Here is a 20,148-nt window from a genome sequence, read left to right on the forward strand (position 1 = left end):
ACGCATCAGGCGGGCAGCGAGAGCCGGGCGGCCGACATCCCGAAGCCGGGGCCCAGGACGGCGGTGGACAGCCGGTCCGGCCGCGCCCGCAGGTCCTGCGGGCGGTAACGGCGGATCTGCTGGTGCCAGTTGAGGATGCCGGCGTGCCAGTCCTGGAGCTCGCCCACATACGCGTCCAGGGCCTGGCGGGCCTGCCGGTCGAGCTTCCAGTCGTCGTAGAGCAGCGGCAGTTGGTTCGCCACGATGTGCTCGAACTCCTCCGTCCGCCGGGTCATCAGCTCGTGGCAGATGTGCAGGGCCCGCGGGTAGTCGATGTCGAAGAACTTCCGGGTGACCAGGATGTAGTTGTGGACCTCGCCCTCGACCTCCACCTCCTTCTGGTAGGAGTAGATGTCGTTGATCAGGCAGGCGGCGTCGGCGACCGCGTTCTCCAGGGAGCGGATGGTCCCGGAGGCGTAGATCTCCTCGGGGACGCCCCGGCCGCGGTGCCCGAGACGGCACAGGTACATCGTGAGGTGGCTGCCGAAGGTGTGCCGGCGCATCTCGGCGTAGTCCACCGGGTCCGGGACGCGGTTGCGGATCTGGTTGTCCACCTCCCACACCCAGCTCTCCAACATGCTCACCAGGGTCGCGCGGAACTCGGTGCGCTGCTCCGCGGCCATGCCGGCCGTGGTGCGTACCCACAGGTCGGCGAGGGCGCGCTCCATCGCGGTCGCAGGCTCCGGCTGTGCGGCGTGGTCGACCGTGATCATGGCGATCAGGCGGGCGGTGGTCGCCTTCGCCGCCGGAAGGTTCCTGCCCTGGGAGAACACCACCGGGTAGTAGTCGTCCCCGTACGTACCCCAGGTCAGCCAGCAGGCGTTGAGGGCCAGCTCCTGAGGCGTCGCGTCGGGGTCGATGCCGGCCGAGCAGAGCGCGAAGTCGAAGCCGCGCAGCCGCTCCTCGGTCCAGATCGCCGAACCGGGGTCGCCGGGCTGCGGGTCCAGCAGGCCCATCCGCCGGGACCAGGCGACGGACTCCTCGCGCGCGTGCGCCAGGTGCGGGCTGACGGTGAGCCGGTGCGGCATGTAGATGTCGGGGATGACGGAGGGGCCGGTGCGTTCGAAGGGGACGTGCGTGAAGGAGCGGTGGCGCAGCTCCATCGAGCGCCGCGTGAACACGGACCGCAGGTCGAGCGAGGCGGCGCCGAGCCCGGACGGCAGCAAGGGCAGGGCAGCCGGGGCGGTGGGCCTGGCCTCCTTGTTCATGTAGCGGCTGGAGACCATGTGCCACTCGTGGCCGCCGGACTGCCAGTCCTGCAGGCCCTTGGTGTAGGCGAGGACGGCCGCGATCTCCGCCGGGTCCAGCGCGTGGTCGGCGAAGAGCGCGGGAAGCTCGCCGATCGCGGTCTGCTCGAACTGATGGAGGCGGGAGGTGAGCAGGTCGTTGGAGGCCTCGGCGGCCTCCTGGGTGGTGCAGTCCAGGAAGGTCTCCAACACCAGTACGGCATTGGAGAGTTCGCCCTCGTCGGCGACCTCGCGCTGGTAGGAGAAGATGTCGTTCCTGATGTGCACGGCGTCGGCGAAGGCGTCACGCAGCACGCCGAGCGGGCGGGAGTGCGCGACGCGCGCGGGCACCTCGGCGCAGACGTACTCGATCAGGCCGGCCGACCAGGGGGCGCCGCCCACCTTGCGGCGCATCTCGATGTATTCGAGCGGGTTCGCCACGCGCCCGATGTCGATGTTGGCGAGCTCCCACATCGACTCGTCGAGGAGGTTCTTCGTGGACAAGGAGAACCGTTCCCGCCAGTCGGCGGACATCGCGGGGACCGTGCGCGCCCAGAGGTCCGCGAGCCCGGCCTCCACCGGGTTGGTGGGCTCGGGGAACCCGTCGGACAGGTCCATGGGCATGAAGGCGGCGAGCCGGTCGAGGTACGCCTTGGCGCCGGCACGGTCCTGCGAGCGCTTGAACATCTCCAGGAAGTGGTCGTCGAAGAAGAAGACCCACACGTACCAGTCGGTGACGAGCGCCAGGGCGTCGCGGTCGCAGTCGGGGTGGGTGTACGCGCAGAGCAGCGCGTAGTCGTGCGAGTCGAGGTCGCTCTCCTCCCAGACGCCGGAACCCTCCAGCATCCCGAAGCCGCGCGCCCACCTCTTGGTGTGGGTCCGCGCGTCCTCCAGGTGGGGGTTCAGTCGCGCCGGATAGGGCACGTAGAAATCCGGCAGTTGGAACGGCTGCGTCACGGCGGGGTCGGCCTTTCGTCCATGGGTACGGGGGCCCGGTTCCGGCCCGGCCCCCCGCACGAGATCAGCAGTGCCCTACCCGTGGTGCCCGTGGGACAAGGGTGATTTCACTGCTTCAGGTGACGAACGGGCGTTCCGCGGCGACACCACCCGCCGGAGGGTGAGAGGGTGTTCCGCGGATCGGATCAGGACACCGGGCTGTCCTGGTCCGGGGCGGTGGACTGGCGGGGGATCGAACGGGACCGGTGCTGCGGATCGTGGCCGAACTGCGCGGCCTGCATCGCGTACATGGCGGCGTACCGGCCCCCCAGCGCCATCAGTTCGGCGTGGCCGCCCCGCTCGACGAGCCGTCCCTCGTGCAGCACGTAGATCACGTCGGCGAACCGCACCCCCGACATCCGGTGGGTGACGAGGACGACCGCCCGCTCGGGACCGGCGAGGCCCCGGATGCTGTCGAAGGCGGCGATCTCCGCCTCCGGGTCGAGCGCCGAGGTGGGCTCGTCCACGACCAGGACGCGGGCGTCGCGGAAGCGGGTGCGGGCGAGACCGAACTTCTGCCACTGCCCCCCGGAGAGCTCCGAGGCACCCCTGAACACCCGCGCGAGCAGGGTCTCGTAGCCGTGCGGCAGCTTCTCGACGATCCGGTCGGCCCCCGCGTACTCGGCGGCGGCCACCACCTCCGCGGCCTGGTCGACGGCGTGTTCGGGGCCCTCGCCGGCGGGCCGGCCGATGGCGATGTTGGTACGGGCGGTCACCGGCCAGCGTTCGAAGTCCTGGGTGAGCAGGGCCACCCGGTCGAAGACCTGCTCCCGGTCGGCGTCGCGCACGTCCACCCCGTCCCAGGTGACCGAACCGGAGTCGGGCAGGTGCAGTCCGGCCAGCAGTTTGACCAGGGTGCTCTTGCCGGAGCCGTTCTCGCCGACCAGTGCGACCACCTGGCCCGCCTCGATGGTGAGGGAGACCCCGGTGAGGGCGGGCTCGTCCCGGTCCGGATAGCTGAAGTCCACGTCCCGCAGCCGCACCGCGGCGAGCCGCTCGGGCAGCGCGGCCCCGCCGGACGGGATGGCGCGGCGGGCCGCCTCGGCGACGAACCGTTCCAGGTCCCGTACGTACAAGGACTCCTCGTGCAGGGTGTTGGTGGTGGCCACCAGCGCCCCCAGGCTCGCCGAACCGGTGCGCACCGCGATCACGGCGGTGCCGGCGACGGCGAGGTCCATCCGGCCGGAGACGATGAGCACGCCCATCGCCCCGTAGGTGAACAGGGCCGCGACCCCGGAGAGCGTGGCGGCCAGCAGTTCGGTGGCGGCCTTGTCCTTGGCGAGGCGGGTGGCCTCGCCCTCGGCGACCTCGGCCATGTTGCGGTAGTGGCCCAGCAGGTAGCGGCCGACGCCGTGCACCCGTACCTCGGGGGCCGACGTACGGGAGATCAGCAGCTGACCGATGAGCCGGGCGGCCCGTACGTGCTCCACCCAGGTGATCATCGACAGGTAGCGGCGCTGCGCCACGCGCATCGCGCCCCAGCCGCGCGGGGCGGCGATCAGCAGCAGCATGGGCAGCAACAGGGGGTGCAGCACGGTCAGCACCCCGGCGGTGGCGATCAGGGAGATCACCCCGCCGAGGGCGGCCACGCAGGCGCCGACCGTGCGGCGGGCCGAGGGCGGACCCCACTGGGCGCTGTCCAACAGCCGCCGGAACTCACCGTCCTCGATGGCCTCCAGCTCCACCTCGACGGCGGCGCTCAGGTACTGCTCGTACGCGGCACGCTCGACCTTGGGCTCCAGCCGTCCGGCGGCCGCCGTGGAACGGGAGGCGAGCACGGCCCCCAGTACGGCGACCAACGCCCCGGCGGCGAGGGCCGGCAGGGCCGCGTACAGCCGGTCGGCGGCACTGCCCTCGCGCAGCAGCGTGCGGAGCACATCGCTGATGACGAGCAGCCCGACGGCGGAGGTGACCCCCTGCCCGGCCTCGGCGGCGGCGACGGTGAGCAGGGCCGGCCGATCGGTGTGCCAGGCGAGGCGCAGGGTCCCGCCCACCATGCGGGGCATGGAACGCAGGGTGGTCAGCAGCCTCCCTTCGAGCTGGGCGTACTGGTGGTTGGACCAGCCGGCGTCGTAGCGCAGGGGCCCGCCGAAGAGGTGCCGCTCGCTCTCGGAGACGGTGGGCTCGGCGGCTTCGGGCCGCTTCAGGAGCCTCATGCGCGGCCACCCCCGCCCGGTGTCGGGTCGAACACCACATGAACGTGCACGGATCGCAAGATTCCTCCCGAGGTGCCGCGGCTGCGCACTGACGCCGCAAGAACGTGGCTGCTCAGAGCGGCGTCACGGGGCGCGGGGAACGAATGCCCGCACACAGTTGCGACCACACGCCGAACCCCATGGGCCGTGCGCCGCCCCGCCGTTCGAACCACCCGGAGGTGGTGATACCCCCGTTCGAGGGATTGCGCGGAGCCCCGACCGGGAGCGGCGGAGGCCGCCACCCCGTGGTCGGGACGACGGCCTCCGTGCGGTGTGCCGTACCCCGCTACGGCGCGGGGACGGGCAGCGGCGCCGTACCGAGGACCGGAACGGCCCAGCGCTGGGCGGGGCTGGGGTTGCAGTCCCAGATGCCAGATCAGGCCTGCGTGACTTATTGCGCGCAAGTCTTGGAGGCGGGTGGTATCACTGGGGTACCCAAGAATAACGACGAGGCGCAAAGCTGGTTGCTGTCGCGGTTCGGATGATTAGGAGGCGGTGGCATGTCTCGGCCCGACGGTTGGGAGTGGTTGGACGAGCCGCGCGAACGGTGGGAGACACCGCATTCGCCGCAGGGGCCGGCTAAATCAACCCTCACTAATCTCGCAATTTCTATGCTCTCCTGCGACTTCCTGGGTCATGAGATTCGGGTGCTCGTGGGGCAACTCGTTGCCGAGCATTCTCTGTTCTATCTCCGGCCACCCGGAAAGGCGCTAAGTTTCCGGGAACAAGCCCTGATCTCTGATGTGCTCACGCGACATACCCGGCTCACGTTCGAGGCTTGGGAGAGGTTTAGGATTGGAGCCGAGCAGGCTGGATCTGCCGAAGAGACTCGTCGACTCCTGGGAGACAATAGAGCGGCGCTTTCCATCGAACTGAAGAGCGCGATTACAGCCTTCCGAAGCCTCCCTGCAAGCGTAGTTTAAGGTCGCACTGAGGGCGCCTTGGGCAACCTCAGAAACCGGGTAGCTGTCACTGCCCATGACTTTATCGATCGCCACCGGAGCCTTTCTGAAGGACGAACTCAGCAAGGCTCCGGTGGCGTTTGACGGCAACGCTGACGGCAACGTCAGCAAACGACTGCTTCGGCGGGCCTCAAGGGCGGCGCTGGCCAGGATGAGTGCGTCGTTGAGGGTGAGACGGCTTGGCGTTGGAGGCGGATCCGTACCTGGGCGTAGACGCTGGAGCTGATGCCGATGCGGGCATGGCCGAGGGTTTCATTGATCACAACGAAGTCGACGCCTTGCTCCAGGAGCAGGGTCGCGGTCGAGAGGCGCAGGTTCACGCGCCGAGTAGACGCCGCGACGGCGGCACCACCTCTGCACATGCCCTCGGCAGGCCGACGCCCAAGACCGCAGCCCGGCAGACGCATCCGTCGAGGACACGGCGTACCGCCGAAGCAGGATGCGTCCAAACCTTCTGTACGTCTTCAAGGCGACCCGCTGGCGCGGGTCGCGCGCGGCACGGCCGCCCATCCGGCCCGCTCTCGGCTCCGCCACCGCGGGCCGGCCAGCGACCAGGCCGCGCAGAACCAGCACAGCGGACGACCGGAAGCGCGAAGAAGCCCGGCCGCACCCGCACGAGGAGCACCAGGCAGACGGCGGAGCGGCGGGGAGTCGGCCAGGGCGCGCCCTGCGGGTGGGGTTGGGCGGCTCCGTGGGCTTTACCCACCTCCCCGGGGTCGGGGCCCGCGTCGGGCAAGGCCAGGGGGCCACTCGTTCAAATTCCGGGCAGGATCAAAGCCTGCCCGAGTTGCCAGCCAGCGTACGGCCCCCTGACCATGCCCGACCCCAACCCGGGCAGGAAACCGGCCAAAGCCCACTCCACCGCCCTCACGCGCATAGCCGTCTGACGGCAACGCCGACGGCAACGGGGGCGTACAAGAGGGCACTTCCGCGCACATCCACGGACTGGCCGAATTCTGCTGACCTGCAAAAACGCAGATGACGGCACCTCAGCCAGCACACGTACTATGTGCTGGCTGGTAATGCCCCGATCCTGGTCCACAATTGCGGCACCGACGAAGCCACTGTCTACCTCGCGAACTATGCGGATGGCAGGCAGCACGCTCTCATCACCATTCGTGATGCAGAAGGTGAGATCAGCACTCATCAGTTTGGCGACGTGAGCCGAAGCGATAACGGTGTTGAGGCTTTTAATCCCAGTGACCTTCCAGCCATCACGTTGAGGTTGAACATCAGCCTTCCCTTTGCGGGTCGGGCTAGGATGTTCGTCGAGAACGCCCTCTTCAAAACTGGCGAAGGGCGATGGCCGCCGTACTCGCTGCCGGACCAAGGTTGCGTGACCTACTGTGCCCAAGTTTTGGAAGCTGGTGGCCTGGATGGAATTCCTCTGGATAATGATGAGGCGCAGAGCTGGCTGATGGCGAGATATGGATGATTCCGAGGAGGCGAGGGTAATGGTGGCTGCAGGTGGATCCCCGGACGGGGAAAAATGGGTAGTTCCGGATTCGCTGCGGGGCCCTGTTCGTCAGGTGCCGACAAATCTCGCCATTCGAATGCTTTCCTGTGAACTCCTCGATCACGAAGTCAAGGCGCTGGTGGGGCAATTTATTGCAGAGGCGTCTCTCTGCTATCTTCGGCCGGTAGAGGCTCCCATGAACTTCGATCGACAGGCTCGGTTCGGGGACGCGCTCAGGGGGTCGACCCGCATCGTCTACGAGGGTTGGGAGGAGTTTCGAACGGCCATTGAAGGGGAGGGGTGTCCGGAAGAAGTTAGAGAATCTATCCGGCAGGGCAAATCCATGTTGATTTCGCGCCTGCAAGCTGCCGTCGACCGGCTGCGAGCGCTTCCGGATAGCATCATCTAAATCTGGATTGTACCCGGCTGGTGGTCCCCACATGGTTACGACGGGATCACCCGCCGGGTGCATTCTTGCACTCCCGGTCGGGTGGGGCCGGTCAGCTCGGTGGGCCTTTACCTCTGTTCGGGCCGGGGCCCGCGTCGGGCAACGCCAGGGGGCCACTCGTTCACATTGCGGGCAGGCCCAAAACCTGCCCGAGTTGCCGGCTGGCGTACGGCCCCCTGACCATGCCCGACCCCAACCCGAACAGGACATCGGCCAAAGCACACTCCGCCGCCCTCACGCGCGTAGCCGTCTGACGGCAACGCCGACGGCAACAGGGTCGCACAACACGGAACTTCCACGCACACCGACGGACGTCGGGTCGTAGAGATCGTGCCGTCCTGTGACTACCGGTGTCGGATGTTGTAGGGCGTGGGAGGGGGGCCGATGACTGCGTGATGCGACGAGGCGTCATGACGTTTGCTTTCGGCAGGCATTGTGTTGGCTCTGTGCTCAGGTCGTGACCGAGGGTGTGATGGCGACGTCACGGGAAACGATGATCCGGCTGTGACTCGTTTTCGACCTGGACCTCGCGCGGGCGCGGTATGCGGCCGAGTGGGACGGCCTCGGTCTCGGTGGGAAGGTGTCCGACGAATACTGGAGGTCGGGGTCGGTAAGCGATTCATCCCGTGGGCTGGTGACGTCGTGTTCACATCCTCCGATGTGAACAGGTAGGCGAGGAGGCGGTACCGGATCAGGACCCTGGTCGAGTGTGACGGAGTCCCGCAGCTGATCTTCCGGCGGACGTTTTCCTTCCGCTCCTACGAGCCCGAGGGGCGCCGCGTCGTGCTGCGCAGTTGGGACGGCCGGCCGGGATTCGGTGCCCTGGGGGTCGAGTTCGGCGGCGTCCTGCAGATGTAGCTGCACCCGGCATGCGGGAGGGGACGGAAGCTCCCGAGGTCTTGGGGTCGGGAGTGCCGGGCGGGGTGGGTCTCGGGGTGTCGGAGCATGGGGTGATTGTCGGATTGGGTTAGATTTGCCCCGATATTCGGTTCGGGATTCCGAGAGGGACGCTCATGGCGATCGATCTGGACAAGGTGCTCGACAAGGCGTGGGCCGACAAGCCGCTCGCCGAGGTGCTCGCGGCACCCGTCGCCGCGCTCAAAGGCGTCAGCGACGAGGACGGCAAGCTGCTGCACCAGGCGTTCGGGGTCAAGACCGTCGCCGACTTCGGGCAGCTGAAGTACGTGCGTTGGGCCCAGGCGCTCGTCGCACTGAACCAGACCGTCAAGGCGTAGTACGTGGTGTCGGGTGCGCGTGCTCGGGGTGCGCGGGCCTGAACGAGGGAAGCCGTCCCCCTCACCCGGTGGCTGGGTGAGGGGGACGGCCTGTGTGCCGTGCCGGGAGGGCTACTCCGACTCGCCCTCCAGGTTGCCCTCCGTGTCCAGGTAGACCTGGCGCAGGGATTCGAGGATCTGCGGGTCCGGCTTCTCCCACATGCCGCGCGACTCGGCCTCCAGCAGGCGCTCCGCGATGCCGTGCAGGGCCCAGGGGTTGGCCTCCTCCAGGAAGGCGCGGTTGGTCGGGTCCAGGACGTACGTCTCGGTGAGCTTGTCGTACATCCAGTCCGCGACCACGCCCGTCGTGGCGTCGTAGCCGAAGAGGTAGTCCACCGTCGCCGCGAGCTCGAAGGCGCCCTTGTAGCCGTGGCGACGCATCGCCTCGATCCACTTGGGGTTCACCACGCGGGCGCGGAAGACGCGCGAGGTCTCCTCGACCAGGGTGCGGGTCTTGACCGTCTCCGGGCGGGTGGAGTCGCCGATGTACGCCTCCGGCGCGGTGCCGCGCAGGGCGCGGACCGTGGCGACCATGCCGCCGTGGTACTGGAAGTAGTCGTCCGAGTCCGCGATGTCGTGCTCGCGGGTGTCCGTGTTCTTCGCGGCGACCGTGATGCGCTTGTAGGCGGTCTCCATCTCGTCCCGGGCGGGGCGACCTTCGAGACCCCGGCCGTACGCGTAGCCGCCCCACACCGTGTAGACCTCCGCGAGGTCGGCGTCCGTGCGCCAGTCGCGGGAGTCGATCAGCTGGAGGATGCCGGCGCCGTACGTACCCGGGCGCGAGCCGAAGATACGGGTCGTCGCGCGCCGCTCGTCGCCGTGCTCGGCCAGGTCCGCCTGGGCGTGCGCCCGGACGAAGTTCTGCTCGGCCGGCTCGTCCAGCGAGGCCGCGAGGCGCACCGCGTCGTCCAGCAGGCCGATGACGTGCGGGAACGCGTCCCGGAAGAAGCCCGAGATGCGCAGCGTCACGTCGATGCGGGGGCGGCCCAGCTCGTCCAGCGGGATCGGCTCCAGGCCGGTGACGCGACGCGAGGCCTCGTCCCAGACCGGGCGGACGCCGAGGAGGGAGAGGGCCTCCGCCACGTCGTCGCCCGACGTGCGCATCGCGCTCGTGCCCCACAGGGACAGGCCGACCGAGGCCGGCCACTCGCCGTTGTCGGTGCGGTAGCGGGTGAGGAGGGACTCGGCCAGCGCCTGGCCCGTCTCCCACGCCAGACGGGAGGGGACGGCCTTCGGGTCGACCGAGTAGAAGTTGCGGCCCGTCGGCAGGACGTTGACCAGGCCGCGCAACGGAGAGCCGGAGGGGCCCGCCGGGACGAAACGGCCGTCCAGGGCGGCGACCACGTGCGCGATCTCGTCCGTGGTGCCGGCCAGCCGCGGCACCACCTCGCGAGCCGCGAAGGTCAGGACCGCCGTCACGTCCGCGGAGTGGTCGGCCGCGACCGCGGAGACGGCCGACGGGTCCCAGTTCGCGTCCTCCATCGCCTGGACCAGCGCGCGGGCCCGGGCCTCGACCTCGTCCGCCGAGGTACGGGTGGCTTTGGACTCGTCCAGGCCGAGCGCCTCGCGCAGACCGGGCAGGGCCGCGGTGCCGCCCCAGATCTGACGGGCGCGCAGGATCGCCAGGACCAGGTTGACCCGCGACTCGCCGGTCGGCGCGCCGCCCAGGACGTGCAGGCCGTCGCGGATCTGGGCGTCCTTGACCTCGCACAGCCAGCCGTCGACGTGCAACAGGAAGTCGTCGAAGCCCTCGTCGTCCGGGCGCTCCTCCAGACCGAGGTCGTGGTGGAGCTTCGCCGCCTGGATCAGGGTCCAGATCTGGGCGCGGATGGCCGGCAGCTTCGCCGGGTCCATCGCGGAGATCTGCGCGTACTCGTCGAGGTGCTGCTCCAGGCGCGCGATGTCGCCGTACGACTCCGCGCGCGCCATCGGCGGCACCAGGTGGTCGACCAGGGTGGCGTGCACGCGGCGCTTGGCCTGCGTGCCCTCGCCCGGGTCGTTGACCAGGAACGGGTAGATCAGGGGCAGGTCGCCGAGCGCGGCATCCGGGGCGCAGGCCGCGGACAGACCGGCGTTCTTGCCCGGCAGCCACTCCAGGTTGCCGTGCTTGCCCAGGTGGATCATCGCGTCGGCGCCGAAGCCGCCGTCCTCGGCACGGGCCTGGATCCAGCGGTACGCGGCCAGGTAGTGGTGCGACGGCGGCAGGTCCGGGTCGTGGTAGATCGCGATCGGGTTCTCGCCGAAGCCGCGCGGCGGCTGGATGAGGATGAGGAGGTTCCCGCGGCGCAGGGCCGCGAGGACGATGTCACCCTCCGGGTTCGCCGAGCGGTCCACGAACATGTTGCCCGGAGCCTCGCCCCAGTGCTCGGTCACGCTGTCCCGCAGCTCGGCCGGGAGCTCCGCGAACCACCGCTTGTAGTCGGCCGCCGGGATACGGACCGGGTTGCGGGCCAACTGCTCCTCGGTCAGCCAGTCCTGGTCGTGGCCGCCGGCCTCGATCAGGGCGCGGATCAGCTCGTCACCGTCGCCCGAGACCAGACCCGGGATGTCCTCGATCGGACCGAAGTCGTAGCCGCCGGCGATGAGGGTGCGCAGCAGTTCCACGGCGCTGGCCGGGGTGTCGAGGCCGACCGCGTTGCCGATGCGCGAGTGCTTGGTCGGGTACGCGGACAGGACCAGCGCGACCTTCTTGTCGCGGCGGTCGATGTGCCGCAGGCGGGCGTGGCGTACGGCGATCCCCGCGACGCGGGCGGCCCGCTCGGGGTCGGCCACGTAGGCGGGCAGGCCGTCGTCGTCGATCTCCTTGAAGGAGAACGGGACGGTGATCAGACGGCCGTCGAACTCGGGCACCGCGACCTGCGTGGCGGCGTCCAACGGAGAGAGACCCTCGTCGTTCTCCTCCCAGGCGGCACGCGAGCCGGTCAGGCACAGGGCCTGCAGGATCGGCACGCCGAGACCGGCGAGCGCGCCCGCGTCCCAGGACTCGTCGTCGCCGCCCGCCGAGGCGGTGGCGGGCTTGGTGCCGCCGGCCGCGAGGACGGTGGTGACGACCGCGTCGGCCGACTCCAGCGCGGCGATCAACTCGGGCTCGGGGGTGCGCAGGGACGACACGTACAGGGGCAGCGCCCGGGCGTCGTGGGCCTCGATCGCGTCGCACAGGGCGTGCACGAAGGAGGTGTTCCCGCTCATCTGGTGGGCGCGGTAGTAGAGCACCGCGATCCGCGGGCCCTCGGTGCGCCGCGGAGTGCGCTCCAGCGGGCCCCAGGTGGGGGAGGCGGCGGGCGGCTCGAAGCCGTGGCCGGTGAGGAGGACGGTGTCGGAGAGGAACCGGGCCAGCTGCTCCAGGTTCGCCGGACCGCCGTGGGCGAGGTAGCCGTGGGCCTCGGCGGCGATACCGATGGGGACCGTGGAGGCCTCCATGAGCTGGGCGTCCGGAGCCTGCTCGCCGGTCAGGACCACGACCGGGCGGGTCTGGCCGGGGGCCAGGAGCAGGTCCAGGCCGTCCTGCCAGGCGCGGAGGCCGCCGAGGAGGCGTACGACGACCAGGTCGACCCCGTCGAGGAGGCCGGGGAGGTCGTCGAGGGGAAGACGGGAGGGGTTCGCGAACCGGTACGGGACGGGGCCGTCCGCCGTGTTCGCCGCGCGGGCGCTGAGCAGATCGGTGTCGGACGTCGACAGCAGCAGGATCATGCGGCGGCAGGCCTTCCTCGGGGTTTCCGCGCCCCGGGCAGTGTGAGGACAGCGGGAGTTCCTGACTCACCCCGGTCGCCGGATCGCTCCGCGGGGTTCACAGTGGCGGGACCGCGCCGGAATCTCACCGGGCTTCCTCCCATGTCGCCGTCCTCGGCGACGGCGGGCCGTGTGGTCCGCCGGAAGGTCATCTTAGGGGCGGTGCGGGTGTGGCTCCCGCCGGGGTGGACGGTGTGGCGGTGTGGCTCCCGCCCGGGTGGGCGGTGTGGCGGTGTGCGGGTGCGGCGCCGTTGCCGGGGCTCTGCCCCGGACCCCGCGCCTCAAACGCCGGCGGGGCTGGATCGGCGGTGCTCTGCCCCGGACCCCGCGCCTCAAACGCCGGCGGGGCTGGGAGTGCGGCTCGGACGATGGTGGGGGTGGGAGTGCGGCTCGGACGCCGGCGGGGCTCGGCGTGCGGCTCGGATGCCGGTGGGGGTGGGAGTGCGGGTGGGGTCTGGCCGGCGGTGGGGGCGAATGTGGCTGGTCGGGGTGGTGACGGACACAGGTCGCGGGGACCCGATCGTGGGTATGCTCGCGGCCATGCCCCAGCCCCCTTCCGCCGCATCGTCGCGCGACGAACCCGTCATACGGGAGCGCGGTGACGCCTGCCCCGGTGCGCTGCGGCTGCACGCGGCGGACGACGGGTTCCTGGCGCGGGTCCGGGTGCCCGGCGGGCTGCTCACCGTTCCGCAGGCCGAGGCGTTGGCGCTCGCCGCCGACCGTTTCGGGGACGGACACCTGGAGCTGACCTCGCGCGGCAACGTGCAACTGCGCGGACTGGCCGACGGGTGCGGCGCCGGGCTCGCCGAGCTGCTGGACGGGGCCGGGCTGCTGCCCGCGCCGAGCCATGAGCGGGTGCGGAACATCGTGACCACGCCCCTGTCCGGCCTGGACGGATCGGACGGGTCGGACCGCCCCGACGCGTCCGTCTGGGCCGTGGAGTTCGACCGGTTGCTGTGCGCGAGCCCTTGGGCGGCCGCGCTGTCCGGGCGGTTCCTCTTCGCCTTCGACGACGGCCGCGGCGACGTGGCCGCGCTCGGCCCCGACGTGACCGTGCTCGGCCGCCCCGAGGGCCGGGCGCTGGTCCGGCTCGGCCGGGCCGCCGACGCCGTGGAACTCGCCGGGCAGGACGCCCCCCGGGCGGCGCTGCTGGCCGCCCGGTACTTCCTCGACGCCGCCGCCGAAGCCGGTACCCAGGCCTGGCGGGTGGCCGAACTGCCCGCCGAACACGCGCTGGAGGAAGACGAGTTCGGTCGGCGGCTCGATGCCGCCGGAATCGCCGGCGTGGCCGTACGCGCCGTCGCGTGGCCGTACGCGCCCCCGCCCCGGCCGGGGCGGTCGGCCGGGCGGGACGGCCGCGTCACCCTGTGCGTGCTGCCCCCGCTCGGCCGGCTCGACACCGCGCAGTGGCGGGTCCTGGTGCGGGTCGCGGACGAGGAGGGGAGCGGCCGGCTGCGCGTCACCCCGTGGCGCGGCGTCGTCCTGCCGGCGGTGGGCGGGCCCGGGCCCGCCCGCATCGAGGACGCCGGATTGGTCCTCACCTCCGACAGCCCCTGGGAGACCGTCACCGCCTGTACCGGCCGGCCCGGTTGCGTGAAATCCCTCGCCGACGTACGCGCCGACGCACGGGCCGTCGCCGACCGGGCGCGCGGTCCGCTGCCCGTGCACTGGTCCGGCTGCGAGCGCCGCTGCGGGCATCCGCGCGGCACCGCCTGGGTGGACCTGGTCGCCACCGGCTCCGGATACCGGCTCGCCGCCCCCGGCCGCCCCGTACGCGACGACGTACGGCCCTCCGAACTTGCCGCGGCACTCGCGGACGCCCGCACCGACCCCGACGTAGTGAAGAAATGAGCGAGTACACCGTGTTTGAGTACGAGAAGGACGGCGCGGCCATCTACCGCCAGTCCTTTGCCACGATCCGCGCCGAAGCGGACCTCTCCGGGCTGCCCGACACGGTCGCCCAGGTCGCGGTGCGCATGATCCACGCCTGCGGAATGACCGACCTCCCGCAGGACCTCGGGTACACCCCCGAGGTCGTGCTGCGCGCCCGCGCGGCGCTGGAGGCGGGCGCGCCGATCCTGTGCGACGTGCAGATGGTCGCCAGCGGTGTCACCCGTAAGCGGCTGCCCGCCGACAACGACGTGATCTGCACGCTCTCCGACCCGGCCGTACCGGAGCTCGCCGCGAAGATGGGCACCACGCGCAGCGCCGCCGCCCTGGAGGTCTGGCGTGACCGCGGTCTGCTGGAGGGCTCGGTCGTCGCCGTCGGCAACGCGCCGACCGCCCTGTTCCGGCTGCTGGAGATGATCGAGGAGGGCGCCCCGCGCCCGGCCGCCGTCATCGGCGTCCCCGTCGGCTTCATCGGCGCCGCCGAGTCCAAGGACGCCCTCGCCGCCCACCCCTCGGGTCTCGACCACCTGATCGTGCGCGGCCGGCGCGGCGGCAGCGCGATGGCCGCCGCCGCCCTCAACGCCATCGCGAGCGTGGCCGAATGAGCGCCACGAGCGGCATCGCCAAGGGGCGGCTGTACGGGGTCGGGCTCGGCCCGGGGGACCCGTCGCTGATGACCCTGCGCGCCGTCGAGGTGATCGCCGAGGCCGATGTCGTGGCCTACCACAGCGCCCGCCACGGCCGTTCCATCGCCCGCTCGATCGCCGCGAAGCACCTGCGCGCCGACCACATCGAGGAACCGCTGGTCTACCCGGTCACCACCGAGACCACCGACCACCCCGGCGGGTACCAGGGTGCGATGGAGGAGTTCTACGAGGCCGCCGCCGCCCGGCTCGCCGCGCACCTGGACGCCGGCCGGACCGTCGCCGTGCTCGCCGAGGGCGACCCGCTCTTCTACGGCTCGTACATGCACATGCACAAGCGGCTCGCCGACCGGTACGAGGCCGAGGTCATTCCCGGCGTCACCTCCGTGAGCGCCGCCGCCGCCCGGCTCGGCACCCCGCTCGTCGAGGGCGAGGAGGTCCTGACGATCCTCCCCGGCACCCTGCCGGAGGAGGAGCTGACCGCCCGCCTCGCCGCCACCGACTCGGCGGTCGTGATGAAGCTCGGCCGGACCTTCCCCGCCGTCCGCGGCGCGATGGAGAGCAGCGGCCGGCTCGCCGAGGCCCGCTACGTCGAGCGCGCCACCATGGCGGGCGAGCGCACCGGGCTGCTCGCCGACATCGAGGCCGACAGCGTGCCGTACTTCGCCGTCGCCGTGCTCCCCAGCCGCATCGGCAACCCGGGCAGCGTTCCGTCCGGCCCCGGCGAGGTCGTCGTCGTGGGCACCGGCCCGGCCGGGCCGCTCTGGCTCACCCCGCAGACCCGGCGCGCCCTCGCCGACGCCGAGGTGCTGGTCGGGTACACCACCTACCTGGACCGGGTGCCCGTCAAGCCGGGCCAGATCCGGCACGGCTCCGACAACAAGGTGGAGTCGGAGCGCGCCGAGTTCGCCCTCGACCTCGCCCGGCGCGGCAAGCGGGTGGCCGTGGTCTCCGGCGGCGACCCCGGTGTCTTCGCCATGGCCACGGCGGTCCTGGAGGTGGCCGGGCAGGCGGAGTACAAGGACGTGCCGGTACGGGTCCTGCCCGGGGTGACCGCGGCCAACGCGGCGGCCGCCGCGGCCGGTGCCCCGCTCGGCCACGACTACGCCACCATCTCGCTCTCGGACCGGCTCAAGCCCTGGGAGGTCATCGCGGAGCGGCTGCGCGCGGCGGCCGCGGCCGACCTGGTGCTGGCCCTCTACAACCCCGGCTCGCGCAGCCGGACCTGGCAGGTGGCCCAGGCCCGGGAGCTGCTGCTGGAACTGCGGGCGCCCGAGACCCCGGTGGTCGTCGCGCGCGACGTGGGCGGCCCCGAGCAGTCGGTGCGGATCGTCACGCTCGCCGAACTGGAGCCGTCCGAGGTGGACATGCGCACGATCCTGCTGATCGGCTCCTCGCAGACGCAGGTCACCGAGCGGGCCGACGGGTCGAGGATCACCTGGACCCCGCGCCGCTACCCGTGACCGGGTGAGGCGGGACGGAGCGGTACACGGGGAAGGCCCGGTGCGAGGAGCGCACCGGGCCTTCGCCCGTCCGGTGGCGCCTCAGCGGGATCCGGACGCACCGCCCGCCGTCGCCGTGCCACGCTCCAGCCGGAACAGCACGTTCGGACGCAGCGGTCCTTCGGGCGCGTCGGGGTCGTCGAAGTCGTCGGCCGGGTTCCGGGTCATCCCGATCTTCCGCATCACCGCCTGGGAGCGGTGGTTGCCGGCCGTGGTGACGGCGAGGATCTCGGGGAGCCCGAGCGTGGCGAAGCCGTGGGCCGCCACCGCCCGTGCGGCCTCGGTGGCGTAGCCGAGTCCCCAGGAGGCCCGCGCGAGCCGCCAGCCGATCTCCACCCCGGTGAACGGCATGCCGTCGTCCACGTCGTCCATGCCCGCGAAGCCGATGAACTCACCCGTGTCCCGGACCTCCACGGCCCACCACCCGTAGCCCCGGCGGTCGAAGGCGGCCCGGAACCGCACCATCGAGGCCTCGCTCTGCTCCCGGGTGAGAGGGTCGCCGAGGTGCTCCCGTACCTCGGGATCGGCGTTCATCGCCGCCCAGGGGTCGAGGTCGGAGTCCCGCCAGGGGCGCAGGACGAGGCGTTCGGTGTGCAGTACGGTCATGCCGTCCACCCAACGGGACCCGGCACCGGCCGGCAATGCCTTTTCCCCAGGGCGAACCGGACCCTCGCTACCGGCCCCCACCCAGCCAGTCCTGGACGGCCTCGACAGATCCGGTCTCCGGTACGCCCTCGGGCACCGCCGGGCGGCGTACGACGAGCACCGGGATGCCGGCCTCGCGAGCCGCGGTGAGCTTGGGGGCCGTGGCCGAGCCACCGCTGTCCTTGGTGACCAGGACGTCGATCCGGTGCCGGGCGATCAGCTCCCGCTCGTCGTCCAGGGTGAACGGGCCCCGGTCCAGGAGTACTTCCAGGCGCGGCGGGACGGGAGCTGCCGGCGGGTCCACCGAACGCACCAGGAACCAGGTGTCGGTGAGGTGCGCGAAGGTGTGCAGGCCCATCCGGCCGGTCGTCAGGAACGCGCGGGAACCGAGGCCCGGCAGCCGCGCGGCCGCCTCCTCGAGGGACTCCACGAAGGTCCAGTCGTCGCCCGGCTCCGGCGTCCAGCCCGGCCGCCGCAGGGCCAGCAGCGGGACGCCCGTGAGGGCCGCCGCCTCGGCCGCGTGGAAGCTCATCCGCCCGGCGAAGGGGTGGGTGGCGTCCACGACGTGCGTGACGGCGTGGCCGACGATCCACGCCGCGAGGCCCTCGACGCCGCCGAAGCCGCCCACGCGGGTCTCGCCGGGCGGCAGCACGGGCGAGGACACCCGGCCCGCGAGCGAGGTGGTCACCTGGCACGCGGGGTCGGGCGCCAGCGCCTCCGCGAGGCGCCGGGCCTCCGTCGTGCCGCCCAGGATCAGGACGTGGCGGGCCGGGCGGGAGCCCGGTTCGGCGGACGGTTCAGCAGACATGCCGGTCACGCTCGGGCGAGTACAGGTGGCTGTCGCGGAACTGCTCCGCGCCGAGCGTGCGGCCCACCACGATGACGGCGGTGCGCACCAGCCCGTGCTCCTTCACCTGCGGGGCGATGTCGGCCAAGGTGCCGCGCAGGATCAACTCGTCGGGGCGGGAGGCCATCGCCACGACCGCCACCGGGCACTCGGCCCCGTAATGCGGCAGCAGTTCGTCGACGACCCGGTCCACGTAACGGGTGGCCAGGTGCAGCACCAGCAGCGCGCCGCTCCGGCCCAGCGTGGCCAGGTCCTCGCCGGGCGGCATCGGGGTGGCCTGCTGGGCGATCCGGGTCAGGATCACCGTCTGCCCGACGGTGGGGACGGTCAGCTCCCGCTTGAGGGCGGCGGCCGCCGCGGCGAAGGCGGGAACGCCCGGCACGACCTCGTAGGGGATGCCGGCCGCGTCGAGCCGACGCATCTGCTCCGCGACCGCGCTGAAGATCGACGGGTCGCCGGAGTGCAGCCGCGCCACGTCCTGGCCCGCCGCGTGGGCCCGTACGCACTCGGCGATGATCTCGTCGAGATCGAGCTGGGAGGTGTCGACCAGGCGGGCGTCCGCCGGGCATTCGGCCAGCAGCTCGCGCGGCACGAGGCTGCCCGCGTACAGGCAGACGGGGGCGGCGGCCAGGGTGCGGGCGCCGCGCACCGTGATCAGGTCGGCGGCGCCGGGGCCCGCACCGATGAAGTACACGGTCATGTTCGATCCTTCTCCTCGGTCGACCCGGCGGTCGAGCCCTCCGACTTCGTCACTGACCACTGGGTGACCGGCATCGCCTGCCGCCAGCCCGTGAAACCGCCGACCGGCACGGCGTGCGCGACGGCCAGCTTCACCAGTTCGCCTCCGTGGCGCCGGTAACGCTCGGCGAGCACCGCCTCCGACTCCAGGGTGACGGTGTTGACCACGAGCCGGCCGCCGGGGGCCAGCGCCTCCCAGGCCGCGTCCAGCAGGCCGGGGGCCGTCAGCCCGCCGCCGATGAACACGGCGTCGGGGGCCGGCAGCCCGGCCAGGGCCTGCGGTGCGGCGCCGACGACCACGCGCAGGCCGGGGACGCCGAGCGCCGCCGCGTTACGGGCGATGCGCCCGGCCCGCTCCGGGACGCGCTCCACGGTCACCGCCCGGCACGAGGGGTGCGTACGCATCCACTCGATGCCGATGGAGCCGGAGCCGCCGCCGATGTCCCACAGCAGCTCGCCGGGGGCCGGGGCCAGCGCGCACAGGGTCGCGGCCCGGACATGGCGCTTGGTGAGCTGCCCGTCGTGTTCGTACGCGGCGTCCGGGAGGCCCGGGGTCGCGCCCAGGCGCGGCGCGCCGTGGGCGGGGTCGCGGCGACAGTCGACCGCGACGACGTTCAGGGGGTCGCCGGGTGCGTGGTTCCAGCCGTCGGCGTGGCCCTCGTACGCGTCCTCGCGCTCGGACCCGAGCTGTTCCAGCACCCGCATCCGGCTCGGGCCGAAGCCTCGTTCCCGCAGCAGCGCGGCGATCTCGCCCGGGGACGCCGCTCCGGCGCTGAGCACCAGCACCCGGCGCCCTTCGTGGAGCGCGGCCGCCAGCCGGGCCACCGGGCGGCCGACCACCGTGACCACCTCGGTGTCCTCCACCGGCCAGCCCAGGCGGGCGCAGGCGTAGGACACCGACGAGGGGTGCGGGTGGACCCGCAGGGACAGCGGCCCGAGCTCCTCGGCGAGGGCGCGGCCGATCCCGTAGAACATCGGGTCGCCGCTGGCCAGCACCGCGATCCGGCGGCCGGCGTGCTCGGCCATCAGCTTCGGCACGGCGGGCCGCAGCGGGCTCGGCCAGGCGACCCGCTCACCGGCGCACTCGGCGACCGGCAGCAGGTCGAGCTGGCGCGGCCCGCCGATCAGCACCTCGGCCGAGGTGAGTGCGCCGCGGCCGGCGGCGGAGAGCCCGGCCCAGCCGTCCGCGCCGAGGCCGACGACCGTCACGGGCAAAGGGGGCGGCGGGGAGCTCACGGCGCGGTTCCTCGGGGACGGGGGCGGGAGGGGTGAAGAGTGCGGACCGCCGCAGCCTACTGGCCTGCGGATCCGCGGCCCGCGCCGCCCCGGCCCCGGCCAGGCGGTACCTGCCGCACCCCCGGGCACTACCCTCGGTAACGCGTTCATCGGCCCGCGGTTCGGCCGGTTGGGGCGCCCGTCCGCTCCGGCGGGCCCGATGGACCCTCGACGACACGTCCGGCGAGCACTCGTGGGCCGCCTCGGAGAGGCTGACGGGAGTCTCGTACGCCGCCCTGCCGCGCTGAGCGGATCCCGCGGGCGCCCCGAAGTGAGTCCGCC

At 72.0% G+C, this 20,148-nt stretch carries 13 protein-coding genes and 1 riboswitch; of the genes, 6 read left to right on the forward strand and 7 right to left on the reverse strand.

What is annotated here, in order from left to right; translation table 11 throughout:
* Nucleotides 1-5: 5 nt before the first annotated feature.
* Both ACGFYY_RS24510 and ACGFYY_RS24515 read right to left on the reverse strand, forming a co-directional pair.
* Nucleotides 6-2,222, reverse strand: coding sequence for a germacradienol/geosmin synthase (locus ACGFYY_RS24510; protein ID WP_393712347.1), 2,217 nt, complete (start codon nucleotides 2,220-2,222; stop codon nucleotides 6-8).
* A 185-nt stretch (nucleotides 2,223-2,407) separates the two neighbouring features.
* Nucleotides 2,408-4,417: an ATP-binding cassette domain-containing protein gene (locus ACGFYY_RS24515; RefSeq protein WP_393712349.1), complete on the reverse strand. Its 2,010-nt coding sequence runs from the start codon at nucleotides 4,415-4,417 to the stop codon at nucleotides 2,408-2,410.
* 2,010 nt (nucleotides 4,418-6,427) lie between these two features.
* On the opposite strand from ACGFYY_RS24515, the gene ACGFYY_RS24520 reads away from it, so the two are divergent.
* The 3 genes from ACGFYY_RS24520 to ACGFYY_RS24530 all read left to right on the forward strand — a co-directional run bounded on the left by ACGFYY_RS24520 (nucleotide 6,428) and on the right by ACGFYY_RS24530 (nucleotide 8,557).
* Entirely contained in the window at nucleotides 6,428-6,853 is a 426-nt protein-coding gene (locus ACGFYY_RS24520; protein WP_393712351.1) for a hypothetical protein, read from the forward strand.
* Nucleotides 6,846-7,283, forward strand: a complete 438-nt coding sequence (locus ACGFYY_RS24525; protein ID WP_393712353.1) for a hypothetical protein — start codon at nucleotides 6,846-6,848, stop codon at nucleotides 7,281-7,283. Before ACGFYY_RS24520 ends, ACGFYY_RS24525 begins: the two co-directional genes overlap by 8 nt.
* A 1,052-nt stretch (nucleotides 7,284-8,335) precedes the next feature.
* The gene (locus tag ACGFYY_RS24530) at nucleotides 8,336-8,557 is read left to right on the forward strand and encodes a hypothetical protein (RefSeq protein WP_030715088.1); all 222 of its coding nucleotides are present in this window, start codon (nucleotides 8,336-8,338) and stop codon (nucleotides 8,555-8,557) included.
* A gap of 111 nt (nucleotides 8,558-8,668) precedes the next feature.
* On the opposite strand, the gene cobN is transcribed toward ACGFYY_RS24530, so the two are convergent.
* Nucleotides 8,669-12,286 carry a cobaltochelatase subunit CobN gene (gene cobN / locus ACGFYY_RS24535; protein ID WP_393712356.1) on the reverse strand — a complete coding sequence of 1,206 codons (3,618 nt, stop codon included), beginning with the start codon at nucleotides 12,284-12,286 and terminating at the stop codon, nucleotides 8,669-8,671.
* Between the two features lie 34 nt (nucleotides 12,287-12,320).
* A riboswitch (cobalamin riboswitch) is annotated at nucleotides 12,321-12,483 on the reverse strand.
* A 382-nt stretch (nucleotides 12,484-12,865) separates the two neighbouring features.
* Between cobN and ACGFYY_RS24540 the strand changes: the two genes are divergently transcribed.
* From ACGFYY_RS24540 to ACGFYY_RS24550, 3 genes are read left to right on the forward strand one after another with little or no spacing between them, the layout of a single operon-like run.
* Nucleotides 12,866-14,176 carry a cobalamin biosynthesis protein CobG gene (locus ACGFYY_RS24540; RefSeq protein WP_393712358.1) on the forward strand — a complete coding sequence of 437 codons (1,311 nt, stop codon included), beginning with the start codon at nucleotides 12,866-12,868 and terminating at the stop codon, nucleotides 14,174-14,176.
* The gene (locus ACGFYY_RS24545; protein WP_393712360.1) at nucleotides 14,173-14,820 is read left to right on the forward strand and encodes a precorrin-8X methylmutase; all 648 of its coding nucleotides are present in this window, start codon (nucleotides 14,173-14,175) and stop codon (nucleotides 14,818-14,820) included. Before ACGFYY_RS24540 ends, ACGFYY_RS24545 begins: the two co-directional genes overlap by 4 nt.
* The gene (locus ACGFYY_RS24550) at nucleotides 14,817-16,322 is read left to right on the forward strand and encodes a precorrin-2 C(20)-methyltransferase (protein ID WP_393712362.1); all 1,506 of its coding nucleotides are present in this window, start codon (nucleotides 14,817-14,819) and stop codon (nucleotides 16,320-16,322) included. The genes ACGFYY_RS24545 and ACGFYY_RS24550 overlap by 4 nt, the downstream gene beginning before the upstream one ends.
* Before the next feature lie 81 nt (nucleotides 16,323-16,403).
* Here the strand turns inward: ACGFYY_RS24550 and ACGFYY_RS24555 are convergent, their stop codons facing one another.
* From ACGFYY_RS24555 to cbiE, 4 genes are all read right to left on the reverse strand, one after another.
* On the reverse strand, nucleotides 16,404-16,967 hold the full coding sequence (locus ACGFYY_RS24555; protein WP_393712364.1) for a GNAT family N-acetyltransferase: 564 nt from the start codon (nucleotides 16,965-16,967) through the stop codon (nucleotides 16,404-16,406).
* 67 nt (nucleotides 16,968-17,034) lie between these two features.
* Entirely contained in the window at nucleotides 17,035-17,814 is a 780-nt protein-coding gene (locus tag ACGFYY_RS24560; protein WP_393712367.1) for a cobalt-precorrin-6A reductase, read from the reverse strand.
* Complete coding sequence (cobM, locus tag ACGFYY_RS24565) at nucleotides 17,804-18,553, reverse strand: precorrin-4 C(11)-methyltransferase (RefSeq protein ID WP_393712369.1); 750 nt, start codon at nucleotides 18,551-18,553, stop codon at nucleotides 17,804-17,806. The genes ACGFYY_RS24560 and cobM overlap by 11 nt, the downstream gene beginning before the upstream one ends.
* Nucleotides 18,550-19,827 carry a precorrin-6y C5,15-methyltransferase (decarboxylating) subunit CbiE gene (gene cbiE / locus ACGFYY_RS24570; RefSeq protein ID WP_393712371.1) on the reverse strand — a complete coding sequence of 426 codons (1,278 nt, stop codon included), beginning with the start codon at nucleotides 19,825-19,827 and terminating at the stop codon, nucleotides 18,550-18,552. Before cbiE ends, cobM begins: the two co-directional genes overlap by 4 nt.
* Between the last annotated feature and the right edge of the window lie 321 nt (nucleotides 19,828-20,148).

The organism is Streptomyces sp. NPDC048331 (assembly GCF_043201215.1).
GTDB lineage: Bacteria > Actinomycetota > Actinomycetes > Streptomycetales > Streptomycetaceae > Streptomyces.